Annotated in this window: 16 protein-coding genes; 11 read left to right on the forward strand and 5 right to left on the reverse strand. The window is 69.1% G+C overall.

Annotation, left to right across the window (positions count from 1 at the left end):
• Window positions 1–11: 11 nt before the first annotated feature.
• Window positions 12–1,262: a protein kinase domain-containing protein gene (locus G6N59_RS25690; RefSeq protein ID WP_138229742.1), complete on the reverse strand. Its 1,251-nt coding sequence runs from the start codon at window positions 1,260–1,262 to the stop codon at window positions 12–14.
• On the opposite strand from G6N59_RS25690, the gene G6N59_RS25695 reads away from it, so the two are divergent.
• The gene (locus G6N59_RS25695; protein WP_138229743.1) at window positions 1,252–1,656 is read left to right on the forward strand and encodes an Rv2175c family DNA-binding protein; all 405 of its coding nucleotides are present in this window, start codon (window positions 1,252–1,254) and stop codon (window positions 1,654–1,656) included. The two genes, G6N59_RS25690 and G6N59_RS25695, sit on opposite strands and share 11 nt — an antisense overlap.
• Here the strand turns inward: G6N59_RS25695 and G6N59_RS25700 are convergent.
• From G6N59_RS25700 to G6N59_RS25715, 4 genes are all read right to left on the reverse strand, one after another.
• Window positions 1,643–3,157 (reverse strand): alpha-(1->6)-mannopyranosyltransferase A, encoded by a 1,515-nt coding sequence (locus tag G6N59_RS25700; RefSeq protein WP_138229744.1) that lies wholly within the window; start codon window positions 3,155–3,157, stop codon window positions 1,643–1,645. The two genes, G6N59_RS25695 and G6N59_RS25700, sit on opposite strands and share 14 nt — an antisense overlap.
• A 9-nt stretch (window positions 3,158–3,166) precedes the next feature.
• Window positions 3,167–4,225 carry a bifunctional (2E,6E)-farnesyl/geranyl diphosphate synthase gene (gene idsA2 / locus G6N59_RS25705; protein ID WP_179970388.1) on the reverse strand — a complete coding sequence of 353 codons (1,059 nt, stop codon included), beginning with the start codon at window positions 4,223–4,225 and terminating at the stop codon, window positions 3,167–3,169.
• A gap of 116 nt (window positions 4,226–4,341) precedes the next feature.
• Window positions 4,342–4,968, reverse strand: a complete 627-nt coding sequence (locus G6N59_RS25710; protein ID WP_179970389.1) for an LppM family (lipo)protein — start codon at window positions 4,966–4,968, stop codon at window positions 4,342–4,344.
• A 77-nt stretch (window positions 4,969–5,045) separates the two neighbouring features.
• Window positions 5,046–5,639 (reverse strand): GNAT family N-acetyltransferase, encoded by a 594-nt coding sequence (locus tag G6N59_RS25715; RefSeq protein ID WP_138229745.1) that lies wholly within the window; start codon window positions 5,637–5,639, stop codon window positions 5,046–5,048.
• 231 nt (window positions 5,640–5,870) lie between these two features.
• Here G6N59_RS25715 and G6N59_RS25720 point away from each other — a divergent pair, with 231 nt between their 5' ends.
• From G6N59_RS25720 to ftsW, 10 genes are all read left to right on the forward strand, one after another.
• Window positions 5,871–6,263, forward strand: a complete 393-nt coding sequence (locus G6N59_RS25720; protein ID WP_138229746.1) for an SCO2097 family morphological protein — start codon at window positions 5,871–5,873, stop codon at window positions 6,261–6,263.
• Between the two features lie 379 nt (window positions 6,264–6,642).
• A complete protein-coding gene (gene mraZ, locus G6N59_RS25725; protein ID WP_138229747.1) occupies window positions 6,643–7,077 on the forward strand; it encodes a division/cell wall cluster transcriptional repressor MraZ in 435 nt (144 codons plus the stop codon).
• Window positions 7,052–8,200, forward strand: a complete 1,149-nt coding sequence (rsmH, locus tag G6N59_RS25730) for a 16S rRNA (cytosine(1402)-N(4))-methyltransferase RsmH (protein WP_179970236.1) — start codon at window positions 7,052–7,054, stop codon at window positions 8,198–8,200. The genes mraZ and rsmH overlap by 26 nt, the downstream gene beginning before the upstream one ends.
• Window positions 8,200–9,366, forward strand: a complete 1,167-nt coding sequence (locus G6N59_RS25735) for a cell division protein FtsL (RefSeq protein ID WP_163911749.1) — start codon at window positions 8,200–8,202, stop codon at window positions 9,364–9,366. The genes rsmH and G6N59_RS25735 overlap by 1 nt, the downstream gene beginning before the upstream one ends.
• Entirely contained in the window at window positions 9,363–11,309 is a 1,947-nt protein-coding gene (locus tag G6N59_RS25740) for a peptidoglycan D,D-transpeptidase FtsI family protein (protein WP_138229757.1), read from the forward strand. Before G6N59_RS25735 ends, G6N59_RS25740 begins: the two co-directional genes overlap by 4 nt.
• A 42-nt stretch (window positions 11,310–11,351) precedes the next feature.
• Entirely contained in the window at window positions 11,352–12,902 is a 1,551-nt protein-coding gene (locus G6N59_RS25745) for a UDP-N-acetylmuramoyl-L-alanyl-D-glutamate--2,6-diaminopimelate ligase (RefSeq protein ID WP_407665785.1), read from the forward strand.
• Window positions 12,899–14,398, forward strand: a complete 1,500-nt coding sequence (locus G6N59_RS25750) for a UDP-N-acetylmuramoyl-tripeptide--D-alanyl-D-alanine ligase (RefSeq protein WP_138229759.1) — start codon at window positions 12,899–12,901, stop codon at window positions 14,396–14,398. Before G6N59_RS25745 ends, G6N59_RS25750 begins: the two co-directional genes overlap by 4 nt.
• Window positions 14,395–15,474, forward strand: coding sequence for a phospho-N-acetylmuramoyl-pentapeptide-transferase (gene mraY, locus G6N59_RS25755; protein WP_138229760.1), 1,080 nt, complete (start codon window positions 14,395–14,397; stop codon window positions 15,472–15,474). The genes G6N59_RS25750 and mraY overlap by 4 nt, the downstream gene beginning before the upstream one ends.
• A 66-nt stretch (window positions 15,475–15,540) precedes the next feature.
• Window positions 15,541–16,206, forward strand: a complete 666-nt coding sequence (locus tag G6N59_RS25760; protein WP_138229761.1) for a DUF5642 family protein — start codon at window positions 15,541–15,543, stop codon at window positions 16,204–16,206.
• Window positions 16,207–16,434: 228 nt separating this feature from the next.
• On the forward strand, window positions 16,435–18,153 hold the full coding sequence (gene ftsW / locus G6N59_RS25765) for a putative lipid II flippase FtsW (RefSeq protein WP_138229762.1): 1,719 nt from the start codon (window positions 16,435–16,437) through the stop codon (window positions 18,151–18,153).
• Window positions 18,154–18,264 lie beyond the last annotated feature (111 nt).

The raw sequence follows: 18,264 nt of genomic DNA on the forward strand, positions 1-18,264 counted from the left end.
GCTTCGCTCCGTCAGAACAACCCGTTGATGTTGGTGCCGAGCGTCCAGGCGCCGGCGGCGACCAGCGCCGTCAGGGTGAGGACCGTGATCACCCAGAACAGCACGGCGCGCCGCGAGCGTTGCCGGGCCCAGGCGAAGTCGTCGACGTCGATGCCCGCGAATTGCTTTGCCACCACCGGTAATTCGAGTAGCGCAGGGTCCATCGCCGGATCCATGGTGAACTGCAGCGTGTGCTGCGGCGCCGGCTTCGGTGCCGGTGCCCGGCCCGTCGCGACCGTGGTGCGCTCAGCCCGGCCCCGTTGGGCGGCCGCCGCGGTGTGCTGCGCAGAATTCTGCGGTGCCGGCACGCGGAATTCGGGCAGGTCCAGATCGGTGACGATCGCGGCCAGCTCTGCCGCCATGTCGCCGGCGTCGAGATAGCGATCGTCGGGCGTGCGGGCCGTGGCGCAGGCCACCAGGTCGTCGAATTGCTTTGGCACACCGGCGATTGCGGCGCTCGGTGGTGGCACGTCCTGCTCGAGCCGCTGATACGCGATGCTGAGTGGGTTGTCGCCGGTGAACGGCGTGGTGCCGGTCAGGAGTTCGTACGCCAGGATGCCGACGGAGTAGACGTCACTGCGCGGATCGGCGTCACCGGTGCTCACCTGCTCGGGGGAGAGGTATGCCGCGGTGCCGAGGATGACGCTCGTCGACGTGATCTTGGCCTCAGCTACGGCGCGCACGAGCCCGAAGTCGGCGATCTTGACCTCACCGCTGTCGGAGATCAGGACGTTCTCGGGCTTGATGTCGCGGTGCACCAGACCGGCCTGGTGGGCCACCGCGAGGCCGTCGAGCATGGGGGCCAGCACGGCCGCCACCGCGTGCGGAGGCATCGGTCCGCGCTCGCGCAGCAACTCGCGCAGCGTGCCGCCCTCGACCAGCTCCATGACGAGAAAAGGCGCCGCCCGGCTGATGTCTCCGCCGCCTTGGTCATAAACCGCCACCAGCCCAGGGCTTTTCAGACCGGCGGCGGCCCGGGCCTCGCGCTGGAACCGGGTCAGGAACTGCTGATCACCGGAGTACCGCGAATCCATGACCTTGAGTGCGACCAGCCGGTCGAGCCGGGTGTCCAGACCGCGGTACACGGTCGACATGCCACCACTGGCGATCGGTGCATCCACCCGGTAGCGCCCGTCCAGCACCGCACCGATCAGTGGGTCAGGTTGGCGGGATGGCTGCACCTGGCAATCGTACGGCTCTAGAATCTCCCGAGTGAGCAGCATTCCGGCCGCCGAGGACGTTATCGATCCCGATGAAGCGGTCTACGATCTTCCCGCAGTGGCATCCATGTTGGGTATTCCGGTGACAAAGGTGCACCAGCAGCTGCGGGATGGTCACCTGATCGGAGTCCGCCGGAACGGTGCCGTCGTGGTGCCGAAGATCTTCTTCGACGCCAAGGGCCATGTGGTCAAGCAGCTGCCCGGCCTGCTGGTGCTGTTGCGCGACGGCGGGTACGACGACACCCACATCGTGCGTTGGCTGTTCACCGCCGACGAGTCGCTGACCCTTACCCGCGACGGCAGCACCGAACGCCACGTCAACGCCCGTCCGGTCGATGCGTTGCATTCGCACCAGGCCAGGGAAGTGCTGCGGCGCGCCCAGGCTATGGGTTACTAGCCGGCTCGGCGGTCGCCGTCTGCATCTGCGGCTCCGGCGCGTGGGCCAGCGAGTACCACGCCGCCACAGCGCATCCCGTCGCCAGGATGACGTGCAGCCAGGAGTACATGCCGTGCGATCCGTCGGGTTTGAAGATCACCATGATCCAGGTCGAGAACCCGGCGATCAGCGCGATCGCCGACCGGCTCTGCGCCAGTGCCGAGACGATCGCCAGCGGCCAGGTGTAGTACCAGGGCAGCGCGGCGGGCACGAACAGTACGACGACGGCCATCACCAGCGCGATGCCGATCAGCGCCTCCCGGTCGGTGTGGCGGAATCGCCACCACAGCAACGGAAGGGAGATCGCGATGATCGCGATGCCGATGATGCGGGTGACGTCCAGCACCGCGTAGAAGCTGACGGTGGTGAACAGCCCACCGATGGCGTGGATCAGGTTGGCCACCGCAGTCGGGATGGTCAGCCAGTTCACGATCTTCACTGAGCCGGCCAACGCGGTCAGCCACCCGAGCCCGACGCCCGCCGCCAGCGTGACCACGGCGAACACCACAGTGAAGATCGCACCGGATGCGGCGGTCGCTGCGATCCAGGTGCGGACCGCGCCCCAGGGGTGTCGTTCGCGTAACTGGCGCATCCAGACCCACACCATGAACGGAAGTGCCAGTCCCGCGGTGGCTTTCACCGCCACCGCGAGGGCGATCAGACTGACGCCGGCGATGGGATGCCGTTCGAAGGTCAGTGCGATGGCGGCCATCATCAGCCCCACCATCAGCATCTCGTTGTGGACGCCGCCCATCAGATGGACGATCACCAGCGGGTTGAGGACGCAAATCCACAGGGCGGCAGCGCTGTTGGCGCCGACGTGGCGGGCCACCCGGGGCGCCGCCCAGATCAGCATGACCAGACCGGGCAGCATGCACAGCCGCAGCAGCATGGTGCCCTGCACCACGTGGTCGCCGACGATCATGGTGACGAATTTCGCCACCAGGATGAACGCCGGCCCATACGGCGCGGTGGTGGTGGTCCAGATCGGACTCACGTTGTCCAGCAACGAGTTCGGGTTGTCCACCGGCCCGACGAGGTAGGGGTCCAGCCCGTCGCGCAGCAGCGCGCCCTGGGCCAGGTAGGAGTACGTGTCGCGGCTGAACACCGGCACGCTCAGCAGCAGCGGAGCCAGCCAGAAGCCGGTCGTCGCGATCATCGTGTAGTCGGTCGCCGTGCGATCCACCACGCGCCGGCCCAGCGCCAGCCAGGCGACGAGCATCAGGGCCACGCCGGTCCACAGCAGGATCGACGACAGCACCAGTCCATGACCGAATCGGAACCACGACAGGTGCATCGACTCCAGCAGCGGATCGTGCTGTCGGGTGCTCCCGGCGCCCAACCCGCCCAGGGCGATCAGGATGGCGCCCGCGAAGCCGAGGAGCGCCGGGCGGCCCTCGTCAGACCGTCCGAACGCGATCAGCCGGGCCAGCGCCCCGGGCGCAGTAGTCGAGGTGGTCATCGCCGGTGTTTACGCGGACCGGTTCGACGCCCGGCGGGCGAGTTCGGTGAGTCCGGCCTTGGCCTGGTCGTCGATGGGGGACGACGCGAGGGCGTCCAGTCCGCGTTCGGTGAGCAGCGCGATGCGCTGTTCGACGGCGGCCAGCGCACCCACGGACTCGATCACGCCGCAGAGGTCGCTGACCTGACCGTCGGTCAGATCGGTGCCGATCGAGTTGCGCAGCAGGCTCGCCGCGCCGGGGTCTGCGCGTTCGGCCAGCTCAACGGCCTCGGCCAGCAGGACCGTGCGCTTGCCGGAGCGCAGGTCGTCACCCGATGGCTTGCCGGTGACGGCCGGATCGCCGAATACGCCGAGCACGTCGTCGCGCAGCTGGAACGCGATGCCCAGATCGGTGCCGACCGCGTGGAAGATCTTCTGCACATCGGGCCGGTCGGCGGCAGCCGCGGCGCCCAGCTGCAGCGGGCGGGTGACGGTGTACGACGCGGTCTTGTACAGGTTCACGTTCATGGCGGAAGCCACGGTGTCGGCACCGCTGGATTCGGCGACGATGTCGAGATACTGCCCGCCGAGGACCTCGGTGCGGATGTGCGCCCACACCTCGTTGACCCGCCGCCGCGCGTCGGCCGACAGGTCGGCGTTCGACACGACGTCGTCGGCCCACGACAACGCGAGGTCGCCGAGCAGGATGGCCGCGGACAATCCGAACTGCTCCGACGAGCCGCGCCAGCTCAGCCGGCGGTGCCGCTCGGCGAACAGGCGGTGCACCGTCGGCAGGCCGCGCCGGGTCGCCGAACAGTCGATGACGTCATCGTGGACCAGGGCGCAGGCCTGCAGCAGTTCCAATGCGGAGAACAGGCGCAACACCGCCGGGTCGGCCGGGTGGCCGGGGTCGGGAGCCACGGCGCGCCAGCCCCAGTAGGCGAACGCCGGGCGGACCCGCTTGCCGCCGCGCAGCACGAACTCCTCGAGTGCTCCCGTCACCTCGGCATAGGCGTCGCCGATGTAGGCGCTGTCCCGTCGGCGTTCGGCGAGATAGTCGCGCAGTTGATCTGTGATGGCATTCGCCAGCTCGCCAGCCGACGGACCTGCGGCATCGACGCTCAGCGCGCGTCCCCTCTCCTGACCCCGGAATCGTGCATCCAGATTAGAGGGTGCCGGCTCAGCGGTCGGACACTGCGACAAAGTCACTGATCGGACACTGCGGCGAACTTGGGGGACCGGTCGCGGCTCCAGTAGGCGAGGCCGCCGATGACGCCCGCGCCCGCGAAGGCCAGGATGGCCATCCAGATCGCGGCCGTGGTGAACGAGCGCGCGCTCGGGTCGGTGTAGCGAGCCTGGGCCTTCATGGTGCTCACGACGCCGGGCTTGAGTTTCCACTGGACGATGTCGCTGGCCACCCGCTCGCCGTTGGTCGACGTGACGTCGCCGGGAAACGCCACCGACAGCGTGACGTCGGAATCCGGATCGCTCAGCGTGGTCAGGTCCACGCGGCCTTCGAGGATCACCAGGTCGCCGGCGCGGCGCAGCGAGATGTCGGCGCCGGCCGAGTCGCGACTCAGATTGGCCAGCTGGGGCACCTCGGAGAAACTCAGGTCCGAGAACACCGCCTCGGAGCCGACGTAGTCGTCCTTGCGGTAGTCCGAGACCGCCACCTTCTGGGCGAACGGCAGGTTGTTGGTCAGCTGTGGACCCTTGTCGTCCGAGTTCTTGGCCTTGGCGGCGGCCACGATCTGACCCGACACCCGGTCGTCCGGCGAGACGGTGAGCGAGGTGTGGACGCGCACGCAGCCGACCGCCAGGGGGAGCAGCATCAGAAACAGCAGCAAGGCGCGCAGGTGGCGGCGGCGGTTCACGCCGTTATCGTGCCAGATGGGGCGTGCGCAGGGCTTCAGAGTGGCAGGGCGCGGCCCAAAATGGCGAACGGCCGCGGATCACCGGGGAAGAAGTAGCTGCGCATCACGTCGTGGAATCCCAGCCGGCGGTACAGCCGCCAGGCCCGGTTGCCTTCGCCGAGGATCTCCGGCGTCGACAGCAGGACGTGGGATTCGGCGGCGCCGGCGAGCAGCCGGCGAGTGAGTGCCTCGCCGAGCCCGTGCCCCTGGGCCCGCGGGTGGATGTGCAGCTCGGTGAGCTCGAAGTACCCGCTCATCAGCTGATCGATGCGTTCGCCGGGGGTGCCGACCTGGCGCAGCCCCGTGGCGACCTGTTGGTACCACCACTGATCGGGCGCGCCGCGGTACCCGTAGGCGACGCCGAGCATGGGCGCCGAGTCGATCGACCCGCCTTCTGCCATTTCCGGCGAGGGAACATCGAACGCGGCGACGCCGGTCCAGCCGTCACGTCGGGTGTGTTCCAGCCACATCGAGGCACGCTGGCGTTCGGTGCCGCGCGGGTAGTGCATGGCGTCGACGTAGACGGACAACGCGTCGTCGAGTCGGTTCTGCATGTCAGCCGGCGACAGATCGGTCAGCAGCGTCGCCACGGTGTGGGCCTTTCGGTGCGGCAAGGAGGTCTTGGGAGGTGGGTGGGAACGGTGATGTCGGGTTGCACAGCAGGCGCTGTCGCCCGGCCGACGTCCCAGTCTTACAATTCGGGAGTCTGAAGTATGTGGTACGTGTCTGTGTGACCTCGTATCATGACTGTTAGGGATCCGTGACCACGGGTGCAGACGTCAGGAGCCGCTGCGGGCAGCGGTGTGAGTTGGGAGGCGCGGATGCCACTCTCCGATCATGAGCAGCGCATGCTCGACCAGATCGAGAGTGCGCTGTACGCCGAGGACCCGAAGTTCGCTTCGAGCGTCCGGGGCGGCACGCTGCACGCGCCGTCGGCACGTCGGCGGCTGCAGGGGGCGGGGCTGTTCGTCCTGGGTCTGGCGTTGCTGGTGCTGGGCGTGGCGTTTCGGATTCTGTGGATCAACCAGCTGCCGATCCTGAGCGTGATCGGCTTCGTGGTGATGTTTGCCGGTGCCGTGTTCGCCGTGACCGGCCCCCGGGTGCTGTCCAAGGAGAAGTCGGCGCCGGCCCGCGGGAAGTCCAAGCGTGCTCGCGCCGGCAATTCGTTCACCAATCGCATGGAAGACCGGTTCCGTCGCAGGTTCGACGACTAAACGCGGACGCGTGACGCAGGGGTAGCCGATTCGGCTGCCCCTGTTTTTTTGTTTTCGCCGCTCCGGAACAGTGTGACACCCGACACGCCGGGTTCGTAGCGAAATTTGCCGGCGGCCGCGCGCGCGGTGATTTTTCAAGGGGCTGGGCTCCGCGGCTCCCCACAACGCCCCACCGCGCTGCCGTACGGGCACCCACCTGTGGTTTTAGCTCATGTCCAGGTCATTTGAGGCCGTCCGCCGCTGCCCAGTTCTCGCGATTGCTGCCCAAGGTGGGGCGAATAAGGCCATTTTTAGACTTTGAATGGAGAGAAGTGGGGGATTGTGGGGTAATGTGGCGGACATCGGAGAGACCGGACTCCGGAGTAGTGGGAGGTGCCTGATGTTCCTGGGTACCTACACGCCGAAGCTCGACGACAAGGGGCGACTGACGTTGCCCGCCAAGTTCCGCGACGCACTGGCAGGAGGGTTGATGGTCGCCAAAAGTCCAGATCACAGCCTCGCCGTGTACCCGAGGGCTGAGTTCGAAGAAGAGATTGCCCGCCGCGTGGCGAGCACTCCCCGGAATGACCCCGCGGCTCGTGCCGACCTGCGCGTTTTCACCGCAGGCGCCGACGAGCAGCACCCCGACGCTCAGGGCCGCATCACCCTGTCCGCCGACCACCGTCGCTACGCGAGCCTGACCAAGGAGTGCGTCGTGATCGGTGCGGTGGACTACCTCGAAATCTGGGATGCCGCGGCCTGGCAGACCTACCAAGAAACACACGAAGAGAACTTCTCCGCGGCAAGCGATGAAGCGCTCGGCAGCACCCATTGACCTGCAGGCCCGTGCAACGTGGCCTCTGCCCGAACCGGCCCTGGCGTACTTCCCCAACGTCAGGTCCGTCAACTCGGACAGAGACCTCGTTGCAGGGGCCGCACAAATCCACCAGCTGAAGCCTTTTGGGGGTGTTGCGTTGACCGATCGCCGGCCGCACATCCCGGTGTTGCTGGACCGCTGCGTCGAGCTGCTGGCTCCCGCGCTCACCCGGCGCGACGCCGACGGCAGCGGCGCCGTCATGATCGACGCGACGTTGGGCGCCGGTGGACATTCCGAAGCCTTTCTCACCCGCTTTCCCGGCCTGACGCTCATCGGTCTGGACCGGGACCAGACCGCGCTGCGGCTGGCGGGAGAGCGGCTCGCGCCGTTCGGTGACCGCGTGCACCTGGTGCACACCGCGTACGACGGCATCGACGACGCCCTGACCCAATCTGGTTACCGCCCAGGTGAATTGGATGCCATCCTGTTCGACCTCGGGGTGTCCTCCATGCAGCTCGACCAGGCCGAACGCGGTTTCGCCTACGCGCAGGACGCGCCATTGGACATGCGGATGGACCAGACTTCGGGTCTGACCGCGGCGGACATCCTGAACACCTACGACGCCAAGGCGCTCACCCGCGTGCTGCGCGACTACGGCGAGGAGAAGTTCGCCTCCCGCATCGCCGGCGCGATCGTCCGGGAACGCGCCCGTCGCCCGTTCACGACGACGACCGAACTGGTCGAGCTGCTGTACGCGGTGATTCCGGCCCCGGCCCGTCGGACCGGTGGACACCCGGCCAAGCGGACGTTCCAGGCGCTGCGCACCGAGGTCAACGGAGAGCTGGACTGCCTGCGCGCGGCGATACCTGCGGCGCTGGACGCGCTGCGGCCCGGCGGTCGCATCGCGGTCGAGGCCTATCAGTCGCTGGAAGACCGAATTGTCAAGGGCTACTTCACGGATGCCATTGCATCGCGCACTCCGGAGGGCCTGCCGATGGAGTTGCCCGGCTACGAGCCGCTCTTCACCTCGCTGACGCGAGGCGCCGAGCGGGCCGACGAACACGAACTCGAATTGAATCCACGCAGCGCATCGGTTCGGCTGCGCGCACTGGAAAAAGTTGTCACAAGGGGAGGTCTGTGATGGCAAAGCAGCCAGCACCGGTACGCGGCGGCGGCACTCGGCGGGGTACCGACCCGGACCCGCGCCGGCGGACCGGGGGGCGGACCCGCCGCGGTGACGAGCCCGAGGCCCGTCGCGACGTCGGCAAGCGGGAAGCGGTGCGCGACAACAAGACTGACGCCCGCGTCAAGCGTGGCAAGCGCGACGTCCGGCCGCAGCGGTCCAAGCCCGCCGGTGCCGGTCCGCAGACCACGCCGTTCGCCCGGCCGACGGCGGCACCGTCGCGCCCCAAGAGTGCCTCTCAGGCCAAGGCGCGAGCCAAGGCGCGTAAGGCGAAGGCGCCCAAGGTTATTCGCACTCCGCTGCGGGAGCGGCTGATCATGCGCATCGCCGAGATGGACCTGAACCCGCGGCGCCTGATCGCGCGGGTGCCTTTCGTCGTGCTGATCATCGGTGCGCTCGGAATGGGTCTCGGCGTCACGCTGTGGCTGTCGACCTCCGCGGCCGAGCGGTCCTACGAACTGGGCCGCGCCAAAGAGATCAATCAGGCTCTGCAACAACAGAAAGAGGCCCTCGAGCGCGACGTGCTGGTGGCGCAGGCCGCACCGGCACTCGCCGATGCGGCCCGCAACCTCGGCATGATCCCGTCTCGCGACACCGCGCACCTGGTGCAGGATCCGACCGGCAATTGGCTGCTGGTCGGTAGTCCCAAGCCGGCGCAGGGGGTTTCGCCGCCGCCGCTGAACACGCCGCTGCCCGAGGCGGCCCCGCCCGCGCCGGCGGCTGCTCGGGTCCCGGCGCCCGCCGGTGCCCCCGTCCCGGCGCCGGCTGCCGCGCCCGTTCCGGTCCCGGGCGCTCTTGCGGTCCCGGGAACCGTTCCGGTCCCGGGCGCGGTTCCGGCCCCGGCCGCCGCTCCGGCACCGCTCGTGGTGGACCCGCGCGAGCAGGTCGTGCATCCGCAGGCGCCCGCGGCTCCGGTGCTCCCGGTCCCGGCTCCCGCGCTCGCGGCACCCGTCCCCGCCGCGCCGGCCCTCCCGGTGCCCGGGCAGGGCACCCTGCCTGGTCCGGCCCTGCAGCCTGAGGCCGCGCTGCCCGCGCCGGCCGCGCAGATTCCGGCCCCGGCGCAGCTCCCGGCTCAGGTTCCGGTTCCCCTGCCGGTGCAGCCTGCCCCCGGCCTTCCCGCATGAGTGGCACGCGCCCGCGCAAGCCCGGCGCTACGCAGACGGGCGCGCCGCGCAAGCGGCAGCCCGTGGCCAAACCGCGCACCGCGCAACCGCATTCGGCCCACGACCGACGGACCCGCGAGGCCGTCGTACCCGAGGGGCGGACCGGCTCGTTCGGGTTCCGGCACAAGGCCGGCAACATCGTCATCGCGCTGGTGCTGGTGACGGCGGCCGTGCAGTTGTTCTTCCTGCAGGGCCCGCGCGCGGCAGGTCTGCGCGCCGAGGCCGCCAGTCAGCTCAAGGTCACCGACGTGGAGAAAGCGGTGCGCGGCAGCATCGTCGACCGCAACAACGCCAAGCTGGCGTTCACGATCGAGGCCCGGGCCCTGACCTTCCAGCCCAACCGGATCCGTCAGCAGCTGACCGAGGCGAAGGCGAAGACCCCGGCGGCGCCGGACCCGGACAAGCGGCTGAACGAGATCGCCGTCGGCGTGGCCGGTCTGCTGAACAACAAGCCCGATGCCGCGGCCCTGGCCAAGAAGATCACCGGCCGGGACTCGTTCGTCTACCTCGCGCGGGCCGTCGATCCAGCTATTTCTGATGCCATCACCAAGAAGTACCCGGAGGTCGGTGCCGAGCGGCAGGACATCCGGCAGTACCCGGGTGGCTCGCTGGCCGCGAACGTCGTCGGCGACATCGGCTGGGACGGCCACGGCCTGCTCGGCCTCGAAGACTCCTTCGACGCAAAGCTTTCCGGCACCGACGGATCGGTCACCTATGACCGCGGTTCGGACGGTGTGGTGATTCCCGGCAGCTACCGGGACCGGCACGACGCCATCAACGGCGCGACGGTGCAGCTCACCCTGGACAACGACATCCAGTACTACGTCCAGCAGCAGGTGCAGCAGGCCAAGGATGTCTCCGGCGCGCACGACGTCTCTGCGGTGGTCCTGGATTCGAAGACCGGCGAGATTCTCGCCATGACGAACGACAACACGTTCGACCCGGCGCAGGAGCTGAGCCGGCAGGACGACAAGCAGATGGGCAATCTGCCCGCGACGTCGCCTTTCGAGCCGGGCTCGGTGAACAAGATCATCACCGCGGCCTCGGTCATCGAGTTCGGGCTGTCAAATCCTGATGAGGTGCTGCAGGTTCCGGGCAGTTACAACATGGGTGGCGTCACCATCCGCGACGCCTGGGGCCACGGCGTCGAGCCGTACACCACCACCGGAGTCTTCGGGAAGTCGTCGAACATCGGCACCCTGATGCTCGCCCAGCGGGTCGGTCCGGAGCGCTTCGCGGACATGCTGACGAAGTTCGGCCTCGGCCAGCGCACGGGTTCGGGACTGCCGGGGGAGAGCGCGGGTCTGGTTCCGCCGATCGATCAGTGGTCGGGTAGCTCGTTCGCGAACCTGCCCATCGGCCAAGGTCTTTCGATGACGCTGCTGCAGATGACCGGCATGTACCAGGCCATCGCGAACGACGGTCTGCGCATTCCGCCGCGCATCATCAAGTCGGTCGTCTCGGCCGACGGCACGCATCAGGACCAGGCGGCGCCCGAGGGCGTCCAGGTCGTGTCCCCGCAGACGGCGGCGACGCTGCGCAACATGTTCCGCGCGACCCTCCAGCGTGACCCGCGCGGCACCCAGCAGGGCACCGGCTGGCCCGGAGCGGTCGAGGGCTACCAGATCGCAGGCAAGACCGGTACGGCACAGCAGATCAACCCGGCATGTGGCTGCTACTACGACGACGACCACTACTGGATCACCTTCGCGGGCATGGCACCGGCCGACGACCCGCGCTACGTCGTCGGAATCATGGCCAACAACCCCCAGCGCAATGCCGACGGCACGCCGGGACACTCCATGGCGCAGCTGTTCCACAACATCGCGGCATGGCTGATGCAGCGGGAGAACGTGCCGCTGTCGCCGGACCCCGGTCCGCCGTTGGTCCTGCAGGCCACCTGACCGGCGGGATGCCCGCGAGAGGCCCGGTACTGTGTCATGGCCATGTCTTCGCCTACCTTGCGCCCCGCTGACCCTGTCGGAGCCGCGCTGGGCTCGTTGGCCGACCACGTTGGCGCAGCGCTGCCATCCGCGGCGCAGGCCCGGGAACTGCGGGTCACCGGCGTCACACTGAGCAGCCGGGACGTCGTCGCCGGTGATCTGTTCGCGGCGCTGCCGGGATCGGCCGCACACGGTGCCCGGTTCGCCGCCGATGCCGTCGCTGCCGGCGCCGCGGCGGTGCTGACCGACCCCGACGGCCTGGAGCTGCTCGGTGCCAGTGTTCCTGCGGTGAGCGTTCCCGTTCTCGTCCATGCCGACCCGCGCGCGGTGCTGGGCGAAATCGCCGCCGAGATCTACGGCCGCCCATCCGAGCGGCTGCGCGTCATCGGCATCACCGGGACCTCCGGCAAGACCACCACCACCTATCTGGTGGAGGCCGGGCTGCGCGCCGCGGGGCGGGTGGCCGGGCTGATCGGCACCGTCGGCATCCGGATCGACGGCCGTGACCTGCCGAGTTCCCTGACCACCCCCGAGGCGCCGGCGCTGCAGGCGCTGCTGGCCACCATGGTCGAGCGTGGCGTGGACACCGTGGTCATGGAGGTGTCCAGCCACGCGTTGTCGCTGGGCCGGGTGGACGCGCTGCGCTTCGCCGCCGGGGGTTTCACCAACCTGTCGCGGGACCACCTGGACTTCCATCCGACGATGGAGGACTACTTGGACGCCAAAGCCCGCCTGTTCCAACCGGATTCGCCCAACCATGCCGCGGTGTCGGTCGTGTGTGTCGACGACGACTGGGGCCGCCGGATGGCCGCCCGGGCCGCCGCCCCGGTGACCGTCAGCACCGCAGGCCACGCCAACTGGACCGTCGCCGATATCGAGGCCGATCGCGGTGGTCAGCGGTTCACCGCTATCGGGCCCGCCGGCGTCCGGCATGGGCTGCGGATCGGCCTGCCCGGCGGTTACAACGTCGCCAATGCGCTGTTGGCCGTCGCGCTGCTCGACGCCGTGGGTGTCACCCCGGAGCAGGCCGCGCCGGGATTGGCCACCGCCAGCGTGCCCGGCCGCCTGCAGCGCATCGACCGGGGCCAGGATTTCCTCGCCCTCGTCGACTATGCGCACAAGCCCGGCGCCCTGGAGGCCGTGCTGCAGACGCTGCGCCCGCAGACCCAGGGCCGGCTGGCCGTGGTGTTCGGCGCCGGCGGCAACCGCGACGCGGGCAAGCGCGAACCGATGGGACGCATCGCGGCGGAACTCGCGGACCTGGTCGTGATCACCGACGACAACCCGCGTGACGAAGACCCCGACCTGATCCGGGCCACCATCGCGGCGGGTGCCGCCGACGGTTCGGCCGAGGTGGTGGTGATCGGTGACCGGCGGGCGGCCATCGACCATGCCGTCGGTTGGGCCCGCGCGGGCGACACCGTCCTGGTTGCGGGGAAGGGACACGAGTCGGGCCAGACCCGCGCCGGGCAGACCCGGCCGTTCGATGATCGTGACGAATTGGCCGCCGCGCTCGATGCCGCGGCCGGGAAAGCTGGGGAGTCATCCGCATGATCGACCTGACCCTGGCAGAGATCGCCGACATCGTCGGCGGTGAGCTGTCCGACATCACCGCCGCCGCCGCGGCCTCGACCCGGGTGACCGGCACCGTCGAGTTCGACTCGCGGGCCGTCACCGCGGGTGGTTTGTTCCTGGCCCTGCCGGGCGCCCGGTCGGACGGACATGACTTCGCCGCCGGCGCGATGGCGGCCGGCGCCGTCGCGGTGCTGGCGGCCCGTCCGGTCGGCGTGCCGGCCATCATCGTGAAACCGGTTGCCGGACAGGTTGATTCGACCTCGGGTGCCCTCGAGTACGACACCGATGGTTCAGGCGCCGCGGTGCTGGCCGCCCTGGGCAAGCTGGCCCGCGCGGTGGCCGACCGGTTGGCTGCCGGGGGACTGCGGATCATCGGCGTCACCGGGTCGTCGGGCAAGACGTCGACCAAGGATCTGCTGGCCGCGGTGCTGGCGCCGCTGGGCGAAGTGATCGCGCCGCCGGGATCGTTCAACAACGAGCTCGGCCATCCGTGGACGGTGCTGCGAGCCACCCCGGACACCGACTTCCTGGTGCTGGAGATGTCCGCGCGGCACCCCGGGAACATCGCGGCCCTCGCCGCGATCGCGCCGCCGTCGATCGGTGTGGTGCTCAATGTCGGTACCGCGCATCTCGGCGAGTTCGGCTCGCGCGAGGTCATCGCGGCGACGAAATCTGAGCTGCCGCAAGCGGTACCGGCCACCGGTGTCGTCGTCCTCAACGCCGACGACGGCGCCGTGGCGGCGATGGCGGAGACCACCGCGGCCCGCGTGGTGCGCGTCTCCCGGTCGCCCGGCGCCGACGTCTGGGCCGGTGATGTCACCCTCGACGAGTTGGCCCGCCCACGCTTCACCCTGCATGCGGGGGAGCAGCAGGTCGACGTCGCACTGGCGGTGCATGGTGATCATCAGGTGTCCAATGCGCTCAGCGCGGCCGCGGTCGCGCTGGAATGTGGCGCGACCCTGCAGCAGGTGGCCGACGCGCTCGCTGCCGCCGGACCCGTCTCCAAGCACCGCATGCAAGTCACCACTCGCGCCGACGGAGTGGTCGTGGTGAACGACGCCTACAACGCCAATCCCGATTCGATGCGGGCGGGCCTCAAGGCGCTGGCCTGGATGGCCAAGTCGGCGCGGGCCGAGACCGGTGCGCCGGTGCGTAGCTGGGCGGTGCTCGGCGAGATGGCCGAACTGGGTGACGACGCGATTGCCGAACATGACAGCATCGGTCGACTGGCCGTGCGTTTAGATGTGTCACGACTGGTCGTCGTCGGAACCGGGAGGACTATGGGCGCCATGCAACACGGCGCGGTGATGGAAGGTTCGTGGGGCAGCGAGGTATCGCCGGTCTCCGATGCCCGCGCCGCGCTCGATTTGCTGCGCGCCGAGCTGGAGCCCGGCGATGTCGTGCTGGTCAAGGCCTCGAATTCGGCGGGGCTCGGCGCACTTGCCGAGGAGCTGGCGCGGGAGGGGCAAGCGTGATCCAGATCCTGTTCGCCGTCGGTATCGCGCTCGCGGTGTCGATCGTGCTGACGCCGGTGCTGATCCGGCTGTTCACCCGGCGGGGCTTCGGCCACGAGATCCGCGAGGACGGTCCGGCCAGCCACCAGAAGAAACGCGGTACGCCGTCGATGGGTGGCGTCGCGATCGTCACCGGCATCTGGTGTGGGTACCTGGGCACCCACGTGGTGGGGCTGCTGGTGGACGGCGAAGGGCCGTCGGCCTCCGGTCTGCTGGTGCTCGGCCTCGCCACCTCGCTGGGTGCGGTCGGCTTCATCGACGATCTGATCAAGATCCGGCGATCCCGCAACCTCGGCCTGAACAAGACCGCAAAGACCGTCGGTCAGCTGGTGTCCGCCGTCCTGTTCGGTGCCCTGGTGCTGCAGTTCCGCAACGCCAACGGCCTGACGCCGGCGAGTGCCGGTCTGTCCTACGTGCGCGAGATCGCGACCGTCACCCTGGGCCCGCTGCTCTTCGTATTGTTCGTCGTGGTGCTGGTCAGCGCGTGGTCCAACGCGGTGAACTTCACCGACGGACTGGACGGCCTGGCGGCCGGTGCCATGGCGATGGTCAGCGCCGCGTACGTGCTGATCACGTTCTGGCAGTACCGCAACGCGTGCGCCACCAGCCCGGGACCGGGTTGCTACAACGTCCGCGATCCGCTGGACCTGGCACTGGTCGCGGCTGCGACGGCGGGCGCCTGCATCGGCTTCCTCTGGTGGAACGCCGCGCCGGCCAAGATTTTCATGGGCGACACCGGCTCCCTCGCGCTCGGTGGCATCATCGCCGGCCTGTCGGTGACCAGCCGCACCGAGACGCTCGCCATCGTGCTCGGCGCCCTGTTCGTCGCTGAGGTCACCTCGGTGGTGGTGCAGATTCTGGCGTTCCGGACCACCGGTCGCCGGGTGTTCCGAATGGCGCCGTTCCATCATCACTTCGAACTGGCCGGGTGGGCCGAAACCACGGTGATCATCAGGTTCTGGTTGCTCACCGCCATTGCCTGTGGGCTCGGGGTGGCGCTGTTCTACAGCGAGTGGCTGTCGGCCGGTGGCCGCTAGACACGGCTCCCAGCCAACATCCAGCAGTTGCGCGGTGGCGCCGGCAGCCGCTGTTAGGGTCGCGCCATGAGTGTCGAGAAATACCTGGTCGGGCCCCTCGTCGTGCTGGCTGGTGCGGCGTTGGTCGCCGGCTGCGGCGGTTCGGACAGCACGTCCGGAGGCAGCAGCCAGGCCGCGGCGAAGTACGACATCTCGAAGGTCGGCGGCGCCAAGTCGAGCCTGCCGCCGGGTTTTGACCCCATGGATCTGGAACGGGACACCGTCACCCAGGAGAAGCTCGACGCGCCCGGTGTCGGCGCCCTGACCACGACGCCGCCGTCGGTCGTCACTCCCGCCGAGTGTGCGCCGCTGCTCAAGCCGCTCGCGCCGGCCGGTGTCGGGGCCAAGACGGCGGGTTTCATCGGCAGCGACCAGGAGGCCCACACCATCATCGTGATGGTGGCGGAGGCCGATAAGACCGTGGGCGAACTCGGCCACTCCGGCTGCGATCACATCACGGTCGATACGACCGACGGTGTCACCGCGACGGTCGAACGCGTCCCGGGGCCGGACATCGCGGGCGCAAAGACCATGGGTGTGCAGGCGCACATCACCGCGGGCGGCAAGGCCGTCGAGGAAACCACCTACACCGCGGTCATGGGCGACAAGACGGTTGCCGTCGTGCAGGCCGACATCGATCCGCAGGTTGCGAAGGACGTGCTCGTCAAGACCGTTGTGGCATTGAAGAGCTGACCCGCGTCGCGGGTTCCCGCGAGCGTGCGCCCAGCTCTTCGATCCGGGATGACGCACTGGCTGCGCATTCGTGACGGTGTGACGTCACAAGTTGCTGGCAAATCACCCCATTCCGGCGACACGCGCCGGATGTGCCGCGCCCGACGACGGGGACAGGGGAGGATTTTGGGATGCAAGGGACAGTTGTGGTTTTTGTGACCAATGTGAATAACGAGGTCGGGTAGTCACATGCCGGATATCCTTGCGAAGCTCCGTCGGAGCAAAGCCGGCCCGGAAGGCGCCGACGATTCGACGCCGGCTGACGGCGCCACCGCTTCGGACGGCGGCCAGCCCGCCAAAGACGCCACCGCCCAGCCCGCCGCGCCCAAGCGGCAGGGGCCCCGGGCCCGGTTCGGGGCGTGGCTGAGCCGGCCGATGACGTCGTTCCACCTGGTCATCGCCTGCGCGGCGTTGCTCATCACGCTGGGCCTGACCATGGTGCTCTCCGCCTCGGGCGTGCACTCGTACGACGAGGACGGCTCGCCCTGGACGATCTTCGCGAAGCAGGTGCTCTGGACGATCATCGGCCTGTTCGCGTTCTACATCGCTCTGCGCCTACCCATCTCGTTCATCCGCCGGATGGCGCTGCCGGCCTTCATCGTCAGCCTGGTGCTGATCGCGTTGGTGCTGATCCCGGGCGTCGGCCACCTGTCCAACGGTGCCCGCGGCTGGTTCGTCGTCGCCGGGTTCTCCATGCAGCCTTCCGAGCTGACCAAGATCGCCTTCGCGATCTGGGGATCGCACCTGCTGGCGACGCGCCGCATGCAGCACGCCGGACTGAAGGAACTGCTGTTTCCGCTGGTACCCGCGGCGGTGCTGGCCCTCGGCCTGATCGTCGCCGAGCCTGACCTCGGCCAGACGGTGTCGGTCGGCATCGTCCTGCTGGGACTGCTCTGGTACGCCGGCCTGTCGCTGAAAATCTTCGCCACCTCGCTGCTGGCGGCGGTCGGCGCGGCCGCGATGCTCGCCGTGTCCGCCGGTTACCGATCGGACCGGGTGCGGGCCTGGCTGGACCCCGACTCCGATCTGCTGGGCATCGGTTACCAGTCCCGTCAGGCCAAATACGCGCTGGCCAACGGTGGCATGTTCGGCGACGGCCTGGGGCAGGGGACCGCGAAGTTCAACTACCTGCCCAATGCGCACAACGACTTCATCTTCGCCATCATCGGCGAAGAGTTGGGGTTCGTCGGCGCGGTGGGCATGCTGTGCCTGTTCGGCCTGTTCGCCTACACCGGTATGCGGATCGCCCGCCGGTCGGTCGACCCGTTCCTGCGGTTGCTGACCGCCACCACCACGCTGTGGGTGGTCGGCCAGGTGTTCATCAACGTCGGTTACGTGCTCGGCCTGCTGCCGGTCACCGGCATCCAGCTGCCGCTCATCTCGGCCGGTGGAACAGCAACGGCCACAACACTTCTGCTGATCGGCCTGATCGCCAACGCGGCGCGCCACGAGCCCGAGGCGGTGGCCGCGCTGCGGGCCGGCCGCGACGACCGGATGAACCGGATCCTGCGGTTGCCTCCGCCCGTGCCGTATTCGCCGACCAACCCGGACTCGGCCCGGGACCGGTCGCGTGGCCGCGGCGACAAGCCCGTCCGCAAGCCGGCCGCGCGGAAGCCTCAGCCCGCCAAGCCGGCCAAGCCCACGAAGTCCGCACGCCCCACCCGTCAGGCCGGTAGGCAGGAGCCGCCCGCCCGACAGCGCCGGAGCGACGCCCCGAGGCGGACGCGACGAACCGAGGAACCGGACCGGCGCGCGGACCACAGCCGCAGCAAGCGTGGCAACCCCGTACCGGGCGACGGCGCCGGACGGCGCACAAGGCAAAATGGTGACCTCAAGGGTCAACAAAGACGTGACCCGCGCCGGTCGGACCCACGGGTTCGCACATTGGAAGGTCAGCGGTACGGGTGAGTCAGGATTGGGTGTGAGTTCGGGCCTGGGCGAGCGGAGCGACGGGGAAAGGTCCCGAGGCGAGCGGAGCGACGGGGAAACGCCCGGAGGCGAGCGGAGCGACGGGGAAAC

It is taken from the genome of Mycolicibacterium aubagnense (assembly GCF_010730955.1).
In the GTDB taxonomy this organism is placed as follows: Bacteria; Actinomycetota; Actinomycetes; order Mycobacteriales; family Mycobacteriaceae; genus Mycobacterium; species Mycobacterium aubagnense.

Excerpts from the sequence above, each read along its gene's own strand:
- ftsW (WP_138229762.1), top strand. The coding sequence starts at position 16,435 with ATGCCGGATATCCTTGCGAAGCTCCGTCGGAGCAAAGCCGGCCCGGAA.
- G6N59_RS25745 (WP_407665785.1), top strand. The coding sequence starts at position 11,352 with ATGTCTTCGCCTACCTTGCGCCCCGCTGACCCTGTCGGAGCCGCGCTG.
- mraZ (WP_138229747.1), top strand. The coding sequence starts at position 6,643 with ATGTTCCTGGGTACCTACACGCCGAAGCTCGACGACAAGGGGCGACTG.
- G6N59_RS25760 (WP_138229761.1), top strand. The coding sequence starts at position 15,541 with ATGAGTGTCGAGAAATACCTGGTCGGGCCCCTCGTCGTGCTGGCTGGT.
- G6N59_RS25690 (WP_138229742.1), bottom strand. The coding sequence starts at position 1,262 with ATGCTGCTCACTCGGGAGATTCTAGAGCCGTACGATTGCCAGGTGCAG.
- rsmH (WP_179970236.1), top strand. The coding sequence starts at position 7,052 with ATGAAGCGCTCGGCAGCACCCATTGACCTGCAGGCCCGTGCAACGTGG.
- G6N59_RS25710 (WP_179970389.1), bottom strand. The coding sequence starts at position 4,968 with ATGCTGCTCCCCCTGGCGGTCGGCTGCGTGCGCGTCCACACCTCGCTC.
- G6N59_RS25735 (WP_163911749.1), top strand. The coding sequence starts at position 8,200 with ATGGCAAAGCAGCCAGCACCGGTACGCGGCGGCGGCACTCGGCGGGGT.
- G6N59_RS25700 (WP_138229744.1), bottom strand. The coding sequence starts at position 3,157 with ATGACCACCTCGACTACTGCGCCCGGGGCGCTGGCCCGGCTGATCGCG.
- G6N59_RS25750 (WP_138229759.1), top strand. The coding sequence starts at position 12,899 with ATGATCGACCTGACCCTGGCAGAGATCGCCGACATCGTCGGCGGTGAG.
- G6N59_RS25720 (WP_138229746.1), top strand. The coding sequence starts at position 5,871 with ATGCCACTCTCCGATCATGAGCAGCGCATGCTCGACCAGATCGAGAGT.
- G6N59_RS25740 (WP_138229757.1), top strand. The coding sequence starts at position 9,363 with ATGAGTGGCACGCGCCCGCGCAAGCCCGGCGCTACGCAGACGGGCGCG.